Raw genomic sequence first — 13,492 nt, 5'->3', positions numbered from 1 at the left:
GGGAAGGCGCCAGGATGGCGGTCGAGTTCAGATTGACCTTGGCGGGCGATGTCCCGCTAACACACGTGGCTGACCTCGTGGCCACCAACGCCGTCGAGAGGCCGCAGCCAAACGACACCAATCCACAGTCGCTCAGCGCTCGCCTCTACGACACGTGCGGGTATGCGTTGAGCGTCAACGCGGGTACCAACGGCTACTTCGACGCGGACGACGACGGGTCCCGCTGGGAGTGGGAGCCGCAAACCTTCGTCGACATCGACTTCTCCATGCGCGCCGACGACATCGTCGACCTCGGGATTCCGGCCATGATCAAAGCCGTCGCGCGGGTTCTTGTTGGCCGGCAGGAGGACGCAGCGCTGATCCAGGACGGGAACTGGCTGCTACTGACCCGCATCGAGGGACAGATCCGCAGACACAATCCGTCGTGGTGGAGCCATTACGGCGTTGCGGACCTCATCACGCCCTGAGCAGCGTTTTGCGCATCTGCTGCGTGACCACCCGGTAGCCGGAACTCTGGTAGAGCCGCCGAGCACGGTCGTTGTCACCGAACACATTGAGTTCGAGGGCCGAGACGCCGTGCCGGCGGACGACGTCCTCGCCGGCGGCCAGCAGCTTGCGTCCGTATCCCGCACCCCGGTGCGCCGACTCGACCTCGATGTCGTAGAGGAACGCACAGTCAGCGATGCCCCGAGGATGGGTGAGCCCGATCCACAGCACCCCGATGGCGGTCCCGTCGTCGAGTTCACCCTTGAGGAACAACATGCCGGCGGTGGTGAAGCCGTCCGGCAGCAGAGTCTCGTTGCTGTGGCGGGCCATCTGCAGGGCATTCTCGGCGGACCAGTTCCCGGCCGCCACCTGCTCGTCGGCGTAGACGCGGACGAGGCTGGAGTACCACTGACCGAACTCGATCTCGGTCATGCTCCGGACGGTCAGCTCAGACATGGACGTGATGCTGACACACGGCTGCCGAGCACCTCCCGCAGGTCGTCGGGCAGACCGTCGATCGCCAGCAGCGTGGGCACGAGTTCCGGTGCGGTCATGTAGGCGCGGAAGGCGTCCGCGATCGTCACGCCGTGGGCCGGCCGGTCCGTCACGGTGACCGCATCTCCGGCACGGATCTCGCCGGGCGCCAGGACGCGCAGGTAGGCGCCGGGGCGGTTCTCACGGGTGAACGTCTTGAGCCAGTGGGGCTCGGCCATCTTGGCCTGGAACGTGACGCACGGGATGCGACCGAAGGTCGGTTGCAGCACGAGGTCGTCGCCGATGGTCCATCTCTCGCCGATCACCGCGCCGTTCACGTCGACGTCGACCGTCGTGAGGTTCTCGCCGAAGACTCCGCCGGGCAGCTCCCGGCCGAGTCGGGCTTCCCACCAGTCGTAGTCCTCGCGGGCGTACGCGTACACCGCCTGGTCGTCACCGCCGTGGTGCTCGATGTCGAAGATCTGGTCACCGACCAGTCCACTGTGCAGCCCGGTGGTCTTCGGGCCGGGTGCGCGGACCGCCACGGGGCCGTCGATCGGCTGTTTGTTGATGCCCGTGATGCCGACCCGTTTGGCGGTGCTTCGCTCCGGCACGGCCAGGTTGACAGAGAGGATTCTGCCCATGGGCTGCAATCTATCGGCTGTCCGGGTCGGGCCGCGCCGGGTTTTTCTCGCGTACGCCCGGGTGCGGGGCGAGAAGGGCGGTGGCCGCGCGGCGGACGGCGGCGACGTCGTCGTCGGTCGGGACGTTTCCGGTCTGTAGTACTCGCCGGACGACGGTGTAGGGCAGGTCGACGACGGCGAGGAGCACGTCGGCCAGTGGCTGGCCGGTGTGGGTGGCCAGTGCGGTCAGCTTTTCGTGCAGGGCCCGCTGGTTGGTCTCGGCCCGCCGTTGCAGTGGGGCGGACAGGTCCCGGTGCAGCAGGTCACGCAGGGCGAGTCGGAGGAGGAGCGTGGCGTCCTCGGGGTGGGTGCGACTCCAGGTGAGCACCGTGGCGGCGGCGTCGACGGCGTGGTCGGTGTCGGGCAGCGACAGTGCGCCGAGGTAGGCGTCCAGGAACCGGTCCTGGGCGCGTAGCCAGGCGGCGGCGACCAGGTCGTCCCGGGTGGGGAAGCGGTGATAGACGGTGCCGCTGGAGGCGCCGGTGGCCAGGCAGACGGCGCGAGCGGAGGCGGCGGCCGGACCACCGTCGAGCAGCAGTACGCGTACGGCGTCGAGCAGGACGTCGGTGGAGTACTTGACCGGCTGTGGCACGAAGTAGAGAATACTCGCTGCTTGAACTAGCGAACATTCTCTAGTACGGAGTTCGGATGGTCCGCGACGTGCACGAACGTCGACTGCTCCAGCCCGTCCAGGGCTGCCGCCCGTTGATCGAGTCGCTCGCCGGCCCGCACGACGAACTGTGGCCCACCGGACGGTGGCCGGCGATGCGCTTCGACCGCCCGCTGGGCGTCGGCGCGGTCGGCGGTCACGGGCCGATCAGATACCGGGTCGAGCAGTACGAGCCGGGACAGCGCATCCGGTTCCGCTTCACCGCGCCGCGTGGTTTCGACGGCTTCCACGAGTACGAGCTGATCCCGGCGGCCGGCGACGAATGCGTTCTCCGGCATTCACTGGTGGCGCGGATGCGCTGGCCCGCCGCCCTGACGTACCCGCTGATCTACCGGCCGCTGCACGCGGCGCTGATGACCGACAGCCTGGACAGGGCGGCACTGTTCACCGGTACCCCGGTCGACGCTGCGCACCGGTGGTCGAGGTGGGTTCGACTGTTGCGGTGGATCGTCTCGCGGGTTCGCCGACGCGTCCGAGCGCGATGAGCCCCACCGCTGTCACGGTGTGACCGAACATCACCGTCGGCCGCCCGGTCGAGTGGCAAGCTGGCATCCGTGGACAGGAAACAGGTGACCGGCTGGCTCGCGGCCTACGAACAGGCGTGGCGGACGCCGGGGACGGACGTACTCGCGACGATCTTCACGCCGCAGGCGAGCTACCAGCAGGGACCGTACCGGACACCGGTCATCGGCCTGGAGGCCATCGCGGCGATGTGGGAGGACGAGCGGACCGGCTCCGACGAGGTGTTCCACATGACCAGTGAGATCGTCGCCGTGGAGGGCGACACCGCGGTGGCGCGGCTGGAGGTCCGCTACGGCGACCGGGTCCCCCAGGAGTACCGCGATCTGTGGATCATGCGTTTCGCCGAGGACGGTCGCTGCGTCGCGTTCGAGGAGTGGCCCTTCTGGCCGACGCAGTCGACCGCCGACCCGGCCGCCGAAAGCTGACCGTATGTCAGATCAGCGACAGTGGAGGTCAGCCGCTATTCAGCGGTAAATAGCATCCACTGCCCACTCGTCCTGTGGGCATCGCTGGTGTGCACGGAAGGCTCCCTCTTGAGAAAGACTGCTCGCGGAGGTGTCGGATCCCCCGTACGGCAGAGTGGCGGCGACCAGGTCCGGTCAGTCATCGCCGTTCCGCTGACGGCGTTCTCCCGCTGCCAAGCCGTTCGTACGCCAAGTAGTGAGCCGAATCGCTGGGATCTGCTCGCGGTTCGAGTTCGGACGGGCCGGGGCATGGGCGACGTGAAGATGATCAGGTTTCCGGAGCCTGACGACGTGAAGAACCCTGACGACCTGAGGCGGTTGGCGAGTCGGGCTCGGTTGGTGTCCGCGTCCTTCGCGAACCGGCAGAACATGGGGGAGACCGTCCTCAAATACGGTTCCCTGCTGACCGCGATCATCGCGATTTCGGTCGGTGCCTCGGCGCCTCGCCTCCCGGGCGCGCTGACCTTCGGCCAGGTCCTCGGCGCCCTTCTGTGCTTTGGCACGCCGCTTGTCGTGCAGTTCATGTACATCGGTTTGAGGGCGACCCATCATGCGGCGCGTTCCACGAACTGGGCGGTGATCGCTGAGTCGTACGAGAAGGCGGTCAAGGACGCGTGAGGACGGACGCCTGCCGGGTTTGATGCTGACGGATCCGCGGGCGCGTCAGGACCGCTCCATCGGCGGTGGACCGACCGTCATGGTGGGTCCGACGACGGCAGGTCGTGCAGCGCCTCCCTGACACGTGCGGCCAAGGGGGAGCCGGTCCGCTCCAGGCCGAGCAATGCGCGGCTCCACAGCTTGCGTGCCTGATCGGGCCGCTGTCGGGCCACCTCGACCTGCCCCAGTCCCCAGCACGCACGGGACAGGCCGACGAGGTCGTGGAGTCGTTCGGCGAGTGCGGCCGATGCCGCGTAGTGTCGCTCTGCGTCGTCCCAGTGCTGCATGCCGGCAGCGACGTCGCCGAGTCCGCGTAGCGCGTGAGCCTCGCCGAGTCGGTCGCCGATCTCCTGGCAGATCGTCAACGCCCGGGTGTGGTGCTGTTCGGCAACGGTCTGCTGGTGGAGCAGCAGGACGAGGTCGCCCATGTCACGAAGGGTCCGTGCCTCGGCGTACCGGTCGGCGAGTTCCTGGTACGTCTGGAACGCCGACCGGTACAGCTCGGCGGCGGTGACGAGATCTCCGTGGCCGACCGCGACGTCACCGAGGCCACGCCGAATGTGGTTGGCGCCCAACTGCTCCCCATAGTCGATCATTAGCTGGGCGCCGCGCGTGTAGTGCTGCGCCGCTGTCGTGAACTGACCTACGGCGACGAAGGCGTCGCCGAGTCCACGCAGAGCGTGGCCTTCACCACGCTGCTCGTGGATCTCCCGGCAGATCTCCACCGAGCGCTCGAACTGCTGTCGCGACTCGGCGAGGCTGCCGCGCAGTCGCAGTACGTCGCCCAGGCTCTGTCGGGCGAGCGCCTCGCCGAGGTGGTCGCCGACCTCCCGACTGACCAGCACCGCACCGGACGAGAGCCGGGAGGCGGCGGGGAAATCGCCGGTGGCCCGGGCGACGTCGGCGAGAATCCGTTGGGCACGGGCGGCGCCACCACGGTCACCAAGTAACTGGAAGGTCTCCCTGCTGCGTTGCGCAAGACGATTGGCGGCGACGTGATGGTCCAGCAGGTACAGCCGGCGGGCCGCGAGAGTTCCCAGCGTGGCGGCGTCCCGGTCCCCGGTGATGGCGGTGAGTGCGATGAGATTGTCCTCTTCGGCGACGAGCCAGGCGCGGGTGTCGTCCGGACTGTCGAGTCTCAACCGACCCGGCGCGTCATCGACGCTGGTCGACGCGGTCGCGTACCAGTGCCGCACGGCCGTGTCGAGCGTAGCGAGGTACCACGTCGTGAGGCGGTGGAGCGCCGCCGTGCGGTACGCCGGCGAAAGCGAGCTGCCCGCTTGGTCCCGGGCGTAGTCGCGAAGCAGGTCGTGTTGCTCGTAACAGCGCCTGCTGCCGGATCTTCGCGTGGGCCTGACGAGGTTGCGGTCACCGAGGTCTCGCAGGAGCTGAGATGCCTGCCCTGGGGGGCGGTCGAGCAGGGCGGCGAACTGCTCGACACCGATCGTGGGGCCGGGATGGACACCAACGAGCCGAAACGCGTGGAGCGTCACCTCGTCGAGCCGGTCGATCGAGACCTCGAAGCTCGTTCGTGTACCCGCGTACTCCGCATCGCTCTCGCCAAGCCGGCGGTTCGTGTCGGCCAGATCGGTAAGCACGTCGGCCAGTTCGAGTGTCGGGTCGCTGTTCATCCGGCCGGCGACGACCGTGACGGCGAGCGGAAGGTGACCCGCCAGGTCCGTCACCCTCGCCACCCGTGCCACATCCTGACAGCGGTCGGCGCCGACCAGCCGCACCAGAAGGGAGGCGGACTCCTGCGGTGTCATGACGTCCAGCCACAGCGGCCGGGTACCGAATGGTGCGACGGACCGGCTGCGGCTCGTGATGATCACAGGGCTGCCCGGTGACATCGGGAGCAGCGGCGCGACCTGTGCGGCGTTCAGCGCGTTGTCGAGCACGACCAGCGCCGTCCGTCCGGCCATCCGGACCCGCCAGCGAGCCTGCCGACGCTCCAGGTCAGGGGGGATGCTGTGGCTGGGCACACCGGCCTGGTCGAGCAACTGTTCCAGCGCCACGAGCGGGGTGACCGGAGGCAGGCCGGGTGTGTAACCGTGGAGGTCTATGAAGAACTGGCCGTCCGGATACCTCGCCGCGAAGCGGTGCGCGACGTGCAGCGCAAGGGCTGTCTTGCCCACGCCGGCCATTCCGGTCACCGAACTGATCGAGACGACGGTGCCAGAGGGATCGTGCGCGGCCAGTCTCTCGGACAGTTCCTCGACGGCCCGGCTGCGGCCGGTGAAGTCCGGCATCTGCCCAGGCAGGTGACCGCGGGAACGATCTGGAAGCGGCATCTGGTCCACCTTGTACCTGATGTGGCCCAGGATCTCGACGGCCTCGTTGCGCCACAACCACTCCGACAGCGGCGCGAGAACACCGCCGGCACGTGCGTTTCCGTGAATTCCCGCGACGATGTTACGAGCCAGACACTCCGCGACGACTTCCGGCGTCGCGGGCCAGCCCTGCTCGGGTCCCCGGCCGGCGGTGACGTCGAGCCATTTGCGCAGCGCCGTCGCCAGTTCCGCACGATCGCTCACCTGGATCACGCTGATACCGTCACGACGGCTCAATAGCGCGCGGCGCAATTCCCGCGCTGGACCCTGTGCGCGCTGGGTATTCTTTCCGATGATCTCGATGAGGGTCGTGTCGACAGCGTCCGCCACGACCATCCGCATGGCCGGCTTGACGCGGTCGCCACGCAGTCGACGGAACATTTCTGTGCCGGCAGCCGAGACGAGCCAGCCGAGCAGCGCATCGCCGAAGGGCACCACGGCGAACTCCTCTCCGGGTCGGAGATTCCTTGCGTGCGTGAAGGTTGGTCATCGGGCACTGGTGGATGTTCCACGATGGGTGTGCCCGTTCGGCGCCGGAAGAGGCTCCGGCGCCGAACGCTGAGCGGGTTGGCTGGGGCTCAGAGGAACTTGTGTGAGGCGTTGTCGAGGAGGGTGTTGCTCAGGTTCCGCAGCGCACCGGCGGCCACGTCGTCGTACGAGCCGGCGTAGTTGCTGTTGTAGTAGACGCGGACAGTGCGGCCACTACGGTTCCACGCCGAGGCGGCGTTGTTCTTCAGGCACTGGCCCTGCCCGAGGCCCGGCGATTTGAAGTCGTAGCAGCTGGGTTGGGTCGCGCCGTAGTTCGCGAGCGATCCGGTGAAGTCGGAGAGCGACCCCGTCTTTCCGAGGCCCCAGTAGAAGCAGATCTCGCCGGGTTCGCAGATGCCGTTCCTGGGAGTGGCTGCCGAGGCGGCGGTCGGGGTGAGCGCCGCGAATAGCGACACGCCTCCGAGGATGAGGACCATGGCGCGGGCGATGGTGGCTCTGGTTCTGCGCATTCTTCGTCCTTTCGGCCTAGACGGCGGCAGAGTCGGGGGTTGCCGTGGCTGGCCCAATCGATCATTAGCGGAACATCCACTTCGGATCATTGCCGCCTTCGGTTAACCTCTTGTGCCATGAACCAAGGATCTGCGGAGACGCGCCGAGGTGGCATCACGGTACCCACCGAAGGATTTATCTCCGTCGAGCGATTCGTGCGGCCGAGACACCCCGGAGAGCGCGAAGCTGCGGTCGTTCTGTCTGACTCGTGACTCTGCTCGAACGCGATCACGAGCAACTGCGGATCCGGGATCACGTTGCCGGGCTCGACGCGGGAACCGGTGCGATCGTGCTCGTCGAAGGCGCACCCGGAATCGGCAAGTCGGCGCTGCTTGCGGAGGTGTGCCGAACCGCTCAAGGCCAAGAGGTCGGGGTGCTCACCGCACACGGCGGTGAACTTGAACAGGACATGCCGTTCGGAGTCGTACGGCAACTGTTCGAACCGGCCCTGCATGCTGTCGCGCCGGCGGATCGCGCGGATCTCTTCACCGGCGCAGCCCGGCTCGCCTCGGTGGTGTTCGACAGCCGTCCTGGTTCCCCGGACACGTCGGTGGGCGATGTCGTCCATGCTCTGCACTGGCTTTGTGCCAACCTCGCCGAACGGAGACCACTGCTGCTGGTCGTCGACGATGTCCACTGGGCCGACGAGGCGTCGCTACGGTTCCTCTCTCATCTTTCGCGACGGGTGACGCACCTGCCGATCCTGCTGCTGCTCGCCACCCGCCCCGCCTGGCGCCACGACCGCTCACCCACTGCACAGGTCCTGAGCGGCGTCAGCGCGGACATTCTGCCCCTGGCTCCGCTGGGCCGTGAGGCCGTCGCGGCGCTGGTTCGTGACACCTTGTCGCCGGGCGCGGACGAGAGTTTCTGCGAGGCGTGCGCGACCGTCAGCGGAGGCAACCCGTTTCTGCTCACCGAGGCGATCAACGCGCTACGAGTCAAAGGCGTTGCCGCCCGAGCGAGCGAGGTGCACCACCTGGGAGCCCTGCGATCCGACTTCATCACCAGGTCGGTGCTGGCGCGCATCACGTCAATGGGACCCCAGGCCCTGCACCTGGCCAGGGCCGTGGCCGTGCTCGGTAGCTCTGCCACGCTGCACCGGGTCGCGACGCTCGCCGACATCGCCGCCGGACCGACGCGGCCGGACACGGACGCGAACCAGACCGCACACACCGTCGACCTTCTTGTCCGCGAGGCCGTCCTTGCGCCAGGGCTACCCCTCGACTTCGTGCATCCCCTACTTCGGACCGCCGTCTACACCGACATCAGCGCACCGTTTCGTGCCCACCTGCACAAGGCGGCAGCCCTGCTGCTGGCGACCGAACAGGTGGCTCCGGAACACATCGCACCCCATCTGCTCGCCTGCGAACCGACCTGTGATCCGTGGGTCGCCGACGCCCTGCACAGCGCCGCACACGCCGCGTCCGGCCGCAGCGCGATCGAGAACGCGGTCCGGTTCCTGGAGCGGGCAATGATCGAGCCACCCGCACCATCCGTTCGTACCTCGGTAAGCGTCGACCTGATCCGGGCCCTGGTGCGAGCGAACCGGCTCGGCGACGCAGGGATCCGCCTACAGTCACTCCTGAACACACCCGACACCACGGCCATCCCCGCCGAGACGGCAGTGGATCTCGGCACCCAACTGGTGATCGCCGGGCAGCACCATCACGGCGGCCACCTCCTGCAGTACGCACAGAGCGCCGCGAGAGACAGTCCGGAGATCGCCATCCGCGTCCTCGCTGCGGCCGCGTTCGGTGGCCTCACCGCCATGGATCCGCCTCACATCTGGATTCACCAACTGGAACAGGCAGTATCCGGGCTCTCCGCCACCGCCGACACGGACCGGATGGTGTACGCCACTCTCGCCTTCCTCACGGCTGCCACCGGGGACCGGACTGCGGACGAGGTCACCCGCATGGCCACTGTCGCCGCGACGGGTCCCTTACCTGCCAGAGGCTTCGGCCTGCTGGTCAACCTGGCGAGCGCGGCGCTGGCCATCTGTGGCCAGAACGATGATGCGCTGCAGCTCCTCGATGCCGGCATCGACGCTGCCAGACAGGACGGTGACCTCACCACGCTCGGCTATCTGTCGGTGCTGCGTTCACATACCGCGATCGACGCTGGCAGGCTCATGGAGGCCGAAGCCGACGGTCAGACGGCACTGGAGATCTACCAGGAGAGACCCGAGGAACGTCCCCTGGCCGCCGCAGTGCTCGTCGACGCTCTGGTCGCCTGCGGCGAGACCGCCGCCGCCCAGGATGTGCTCACCACGTTCGGTCTCGAAACCCACCTACCGCTGAACTGGCTGATCTCCCACTTCTTCCACCTCGCCAGAGCCCGGCTCCGTCTCCATCAGCACCGCCCGGCCGACGCGCTCGTCGACCTGGCCGTCTGCGGCGATGCGCTCACCGCCGCCGGGTACACCAATCCGGCGTTCGCGGGGTGGCGCTTCGAGAAGGTGCAGGCGCACCTGGCGTTGGGTGACACCGCCCAGGCTTGCGCCCTGGCCGCCGAAGAAGTCGAACTGGCTCGACGGTTCAGATCCCCGCGCTCGCTCGGCACTGCCCTGCGGTCGGCGGCTGCGGTCGCCAAGGGCGCGGAACGTCTCGCCCTGCTGCGGGAAGCTGTGACCATCCTCGAAAGCACGTCTGCCCCGCTCCACCACGCGCATGCCCTGTTCGAGTACGGCGCCGCGCTGCGCCGCAACGGCGAGCGCAGTGCCGCGCAGGAGCCGCTGCGCCGGGCCCTGCATCACGCCAGCCGCTGCGGGGCGCAGTTGCTGACCCGCCAGGCGACCGACGAACTGCTGGCCGCCGGTGCCCGTCCACGCCGTCACACGTTGTCGGGGCCCGAGGCGTTGACCGCGCAGGAACTCCGTGTCGCTCATTTGGCCGCAGCGGGTGCCACGAATCGCGACATCGCCCAGCGACTCTTCGTCACGCGCCGCACTGTCGAAATCCACCTGACCAACGCCTACCGCAAGCTGAACATCACCTCGCGAGGCCAACTTCAGGCGGCACTCGTCTCGTCCGACTGACACCGGGATGCGTAGGCACCGTTTGTCGTGAGCACCGGATCGGGCGGGTGTCCGCTGCTCAGCGCCCGGTGACGCCGTCGACGAGCTCCCGCAGGATGTCGGCGTGCCCGGCGTGTCGGACGGTCTCGCTCGTCATGTGGGCGAGCACCCAGCGCAGGGTGCGCGGCCCGTCGTCCACCGGCTGGGCGGTGCGGCTGTCGATGCCGTCCGCCGCGTGGATGTGCGCGTCGCTCTCGGCGATCGCGCGACGGTAGTCGTCGACGATCTGCGCCCCGGTGAGGTCCGGAGCGACCGCCATGGCGAAGTCGACGTCGGCGTGACGGGCGTCGCCGGCCAGGGTGTACCCGAACCAGTAGCGTTCGGCGTCGGTCAGGTGCCGGACCAGTCCCAGCAGCGTGGTGTCCGAGACGACCAGACGGCGTCGTAGCTGTTCGTCGTCCAGACCGTCGACCTTCTTGAGGACGCAGGACCGGGCGAAGGCGAGGAACGCCAGCGCCGTGTCCAGTTCGCCGCCGTCGTTGAGAGGGACGCGTTCGCGTTGGGACTCCAGCATGGATCCGACCCTACGTCGCGGCGGCGGCCGGAGGGAGTCGGCGCAGCGCCCGTCGGGCCAGCACGGCGAGTGGTACGCCCACCGCCAGGACGGCGACGACCTCCACGGACGCGATCGTGGTGAGTGCGGTGCGCTGGATCTGGTGGTGGTAGTCGGTCAGGGTCACGGCCCGCAGGGCGACGGTGGCCACGGCGAGCAGGGTGAGCGCCAGTGACCACGGCAGCGCACGGGCGGGGCGACGCGGTCCGCGTACCGTCAGGTGGACCACGATGGCGACGGTGACCGCCGCGCAGGACAGGCCCGGCCAGTCCAGCAGCCGGAGCGCCGGTGCGACCGCCTGGAGGGTGAACAGCGGTACGGGAACCAGGAGGATGCCGATCGGCAGGGCGAGCAGCCAGGGTCGACGGGGCACCGGTGGGGCACCCTGGTGGAAGGCCGTCATGCCCAGGAGCAGCAGGACGTCGACGAGCCGCATCGCCCAGGGGGAGACGGTCAGTGGGGTGTCTCCGGCGGCCTGGGTCACGACGGTGGTGATCGCGGGGGGCACCACGGCGATCAGGGCGACGGCCTGGGCCACGCGCCGCTGTCCGAGGACCAGCGCCAGGTATGCGGGCAGCCAGGCGTAGCCGGCGAGATTCCAGGTGGTGAGCCAGACGCTCGACGAGGTGGTGGGTGCCCAGTCCGATGCCGGTGCCGGCAACCAGGCGATCTTCCCGGCGAGCCAGAGCGTGACGCCGATGCCGGCGGTGACCATGACGGCGTGGGTCAGCATCGTCATCAGGGTCGCCAGGCGTACGGCCTGGCCCCAAGCGTACGAGCGGGGTGACGCGTCTGCGCCGCCGAGGCGCAGCCGGACGGCCAGGGAGGCGATGCTGGCGACCTCCGACAGGCTGGGTCGTCCGTAGTCGGCCAGGTATGCGGCGGTCTCGGGGTCGCCGGTGTCCATGCTGTCCAGGAAGGCGGCGACCATGTCGTCCTCCCACTCCTGCCGGTAGGCGGTGGGCAGCAGTCGTAGGACGCGTCGGTAGCGTTCCTCCAGCCGGTTCACGAGGACGTCCCGGTGATCGGGTCGCGTCGGTCGCGCAGCCGGGTCGAGGCGAGGCGTGCGTTGGCGGCCAGCCGCTGGGCCTCGGCGTCGAGGGCGTCGCGGCCGGGTTCGGTGAGTCGGTAGTAGCGGCGCAGCCGTCCCTGCCAGGCCTCCTCGCGGTCGAGCTCGACCAGGCCGTCTCCGACGAGCCGGTCCAGTGCCCCGTACAGCGAGCCGATCTTCAGTTGCACCCGTCCCTGGGACAGGTCGGCGACCTCGGCGACGATCCCGTAGCCGTGACGGGGGGCGTCCAGCAGCGCGGTGAGGATGAAGAAGGCCGGTTCGGTCATCGCCCGAGAACTCATCCACCTAATATAGTGACAGGCAAGATATGATGGAAGCAGGAATCGACGACGTGCGGGAGTGGTCATGGGCGACGGTGACGCGGCAGACCCCGGCGACCTCGGCGGACCGGACTTCGCTCCGGTGGTGCCCGTGGTGCAGAGCAGTGCCTTCGGCGCCCCACCGGAGCATCGGGCGACCATCGTCCTCGGCCCCGGATATCACGGGTACGCCGTCCTGACCCGGACCCCACCGCAGCCTGATCCCGACCCCGATCCGCCTGCCTGACACCTCCCGGAGCAGGCTGAGCGGGTGAGTCGTTACCCCTGTGTGTGCTGCGGACGCCGGACGCTCTCGGAGCCACCGGGATCCCACGAGCTCAGCGGCGGTGACGCGTCGACAGTCGTGACGTCCGCCGGCACCTGACCGGTCGGTGCCGGCCGCACCGCGTCACGCGCCGGACCTCTGCGTCGGTGGTGCGGCTGTGGGTGTGGCGCTCATGTCGCGGCCCCGCCCACTCGTCGCCCACCGGTCAGGGCTGGTCCGGCTGACTGCTGGTGTTGTACGCGTCCTTGGCGGCGATCACGGCTGCCTGAAGGTGCTCCGGATCGACGCCGTGCACGTTGAGCGGCGGGTGCAGACGCCGCACGAGTTCGGCCTCGATGATCGTGGGCTCCGGATCCTCGGCCCACGTCAACCGCAGGTGCGCGGACATCCACGCGGTCAGCCGCGCCTCGTCCTCCGGAACCAGGACGACCCGATCGGTCCACGTGGTCCGGTAGCCCTCCGCCAGCAGAAGCCCGGCCAGCGTACGGCGCAGCGTCGAGCTGCCCGACCGCCGCAGATGGTTGCGCAGGATCCGACCCCGCAGACTGGTCGCCCGCCCGAGATACAGCATCCGCAGCGACGGGACGTGCTCGTTCGGCGGCCCGGGAAGATCGGGCAGGACCAGCGGGTCGGCCCACCAGGCGTACACGCCGCTGCCCCGACTGAGCCGCTTGGTGGCGACATCGAGCTCGACCGGTACGCCGGAGAGCAGCCGCAGGGCCTCGTCGATCCGGTCGTCGTCGGAGGGAAGGTCGTCGGGTCGTACCTGGTGAACGGTCATCGAGACCATCCTAGGCCCCGGGCCGATCGTGGCCGGGGCCGCCGGACCTGCGCGGAGGTGGGGTCCCGAGTCGGAGGGGTTTCGCCGGACGTCGGCAACGG

At 68.8% G+C, this 13,492-nt stretch carries 15 protein-coding genes; 6 read left to right on the top strand and 9 right to left on the bottom strand.

Annotated elements, in window-relative coordinates:
* Window positions 1-14 precede the first annotated feature (14 nt).
* On the top strand, window positions 15-467 hold the full coding sequence (locus HUT12_RS21685) for a SitI3 family protein (protein ID WP_131051101.1): 453 nt from the start codon (window positions 15-17) through the stop codon (window positions 465-467).
* On the opposite strand, the gene HUT12_RS21680 is transcribed toward HUT12_RS21685, so the two are convergent.
* Genes HUT12_RS21680 through HUT12_RS21670 form a run of 3 tightly spaced genes read right to left on the bottom strand, consistent with a single transcriptional unit; the run spans window position 457 to window position 2,235 of the window.
* The gene (locus HUT12_RS21680) at window positions 457-942 is read right to left on the bottom strand and encodes an N-acetyltransferase (protein WP_131051100.1); all 486 of its coding nucleotides are present in this window, start codon (window positions 940-942) and stop codon (window positions 457-459) included. The genes HUT12_RS21685 and HUT12_RS21680 overlap by 11 nt on opposite strands.
* The gene (locus tag HUT12_RS21675) at window positions 930-1,604 is read right to left on the bottom strand and encodes an MOSC domain-containing protein (protein WP_131051099.1); all 675 of its coding nucleotides are present in this window, start codon (window positions 1,602-1,604) and stop codon (window positions 930-932) included. The genes HUT12_RS21680 and HUT12_RS21675 overlap by 13 nt, the downstream gene beginning before the upstream one ends.
* 10 nt (window positions 1,605-1,614) lie before the next feature.
* A complete protein-coding gene (locus tag HUT12_RS21670) occupies window positions 1,615-2,235 on the bottom strand; it encodes a TetR/AcrR family transcriptional regulator (protein WP_176094538.1) in 621 nt (206 codons plus the stop codon).
* Window positions 2,236-2,291: 56 nt separating this feature from the next.
* On the opposite strand from HUT12_RS21670, the gene HUT12_RS21665 reads away from it, so the two are divergent.
* From HUT12_RS21665 to HUT12_RS21655, 3 genes are all read left to right on the top strand, one after another.
* Window positions 2,292-2,798: an SRPBCC family protein gene (locus HUT12_RS21665; protein ID WP_131051097.1), complete on the top strand. Its 507-nt coding sequence runs from the start codon at window positions 2,292-2,294 to the stop codon at window positions 2,796-2,798.
* 69 nt (window positions 2,799-2,867) lie between these two features.
* On the top strand, window positions 2,868-3,260 hold the full coding sequence (locus HUT12_RS21660) for a nuclear transport factor 2 family protein (protein ID WP_131051096.1): 393 nt from the start codon (window positions 2,868-2,870) through the stop codon (window positions 3,258-3,260).
* A 288-nt stretch (window positions 3,261-3,548) separates the two neighbouring features.
* The gene (locus HUT12_RS21655; RefSeq protein WP_131051095.1) at window positions 3,549-3,917 is read left to right on the top strand and encodes a hypothetical protein; all 369 of its coding nucleotides are present in this window, start codon (window positions 3,549-3,551) and stop codon (window positions 3,915-3,917) included.
* 77 nt (window positions 3,918-3,994) lie between these two features.
* Here HUT12_RS21655 and HUT12_RS21650 read toward each other — a convergent pair whose 3' ends face one another.
* Window positions 3,995-6,724, bottom strand: coding sequence for a tetratricopeptide repeat protein (locus HUT12_RS21650; protein ID WP_131051094.1), 2,730 nt, complete (start codon window positions 6,722-6,724; stop codon window positions 3,995-3,997).
* Between the two features lie 140 nt (window positions 6,725-6,864).
* Window positions 6,865-7,284: a peptidase inhibitor family I36 protein gene (locus HUT12_RS21645; protein WP_131051093.1), complete on the bottom strand. Its 420-nt coding sequence runs from the start codon at window positions 7,282-7,284 to the stop codon at window positions 6,865-6,867.
* Between the two features lie 248 nt (window positions 7,285-7,532).
* Here HUT12_RS21645 and HUT12_RS21640 point away from each other — a divergent pair, with 248 nt between their 5' ends.
* Window positions 7,533-10,361, top strand: coding sequence for a LuxR family transcriptional regulator (locus tag HUT12_RS21640; protein WP_176094537.1), 2,829 nt, complete (start codon window positions 7,533-7,535; stop codon window positions 10,359-10,361).
* Between the two features lie 58 nt (window positions 10,362-10,419).
* Here the strand turns inward: HUT12_RS21640 and HUT12_RS21635 are convergent, their stop codons facing one another.
* Genes HUT12_RS21635 through HUT12_RS21625 form a run of 3 tightly spaced genes read right to left on the bottom strand, consistent with a single transcriptional unit; the run spans window position 10,420 to window position 12,306 of the window.
* On the bottom strand, window positions 10,420-10,914 hold the full coding sequence (locus tag HUT12_RS21635; protein ID WP_176094536.1) for a DinB family protein: 495 nt from the start codon (window positions 10,912-10,914) through the stop codon (window positions 10,420-10,422).
* A 10-nt stretch (window positions 10,915-10,924) separates the two neighbouring features.
* Window positions 10,925-11,962, bottom strand: a complete 1,038-nt coding sequence (locus HUT12_RS21630; protein WP_176094535.1) for a hypothetical protein — start codon at window positions 11,960-11,962, stop codon at window positions 10,925-10,927.
* A complete protein-coding gene (locus tag HUT12_RS21625; protein WP_236145535.1) occupies window positions 11,959-12,306 on the bottom strand; it encodes a PadR family transcriptional regulator in 348 nt (115 codons plus the stop codon). Before HUT12_RS21625 ends, HUT12_RS21630 begins: the two co-directional genes overlap by 4 nt.
* Window positions 12,307-12,370: 64 nt before the next feature.
* On the opposite strand from HUT12_RS21625, the gene HUT12_RS21620 reads away from it, so the two are divergent.
* Entirely contained in the window at window positions 12,371-12,571 is a 201-nt protein-coding gene (locus tag HUT12_RS21620; RefSeq protein WP_176094534.1) for a hypothetical protein, read from the top strand.
* Between the two features lie 244 nt (window positions 12,572-12,815).
* Here the strand turns inward: HUT12_RS21620 and HUT12_RS21615 are convergent, their stop codons facing one another.
* The gene (locus HUT12_RS21615) at window positions 12,816-13,391 is read right to left on the bottom strand and encodes a GIY-YIG nuclease family protein (RefSeq protein ID WP_254876921.1); all 576 of its coding nucleotides are present in this window, start codon (window positions 13,389-13,391) and stop codon (window positions 12,816-12,818) included.
* Window positions 13,392-13,492 lie beyond the last annotated feature (101 nt).

Origin of the sequence: Verrucosispora sp. NA02020 (assembly GCF_013364215.1) — a bacterium.
In the GTDB taxonomy this organism is placed as follows: Bacteria; Actinomycetota; Actinomycetes; order Mycobacteriales; family Micromonosporaceae; genus Micromonospora.
Note: the sequence above shows the minus strand (reverse complement) of the source record. Positions and strands in the feature narration are given on the sequence as shown.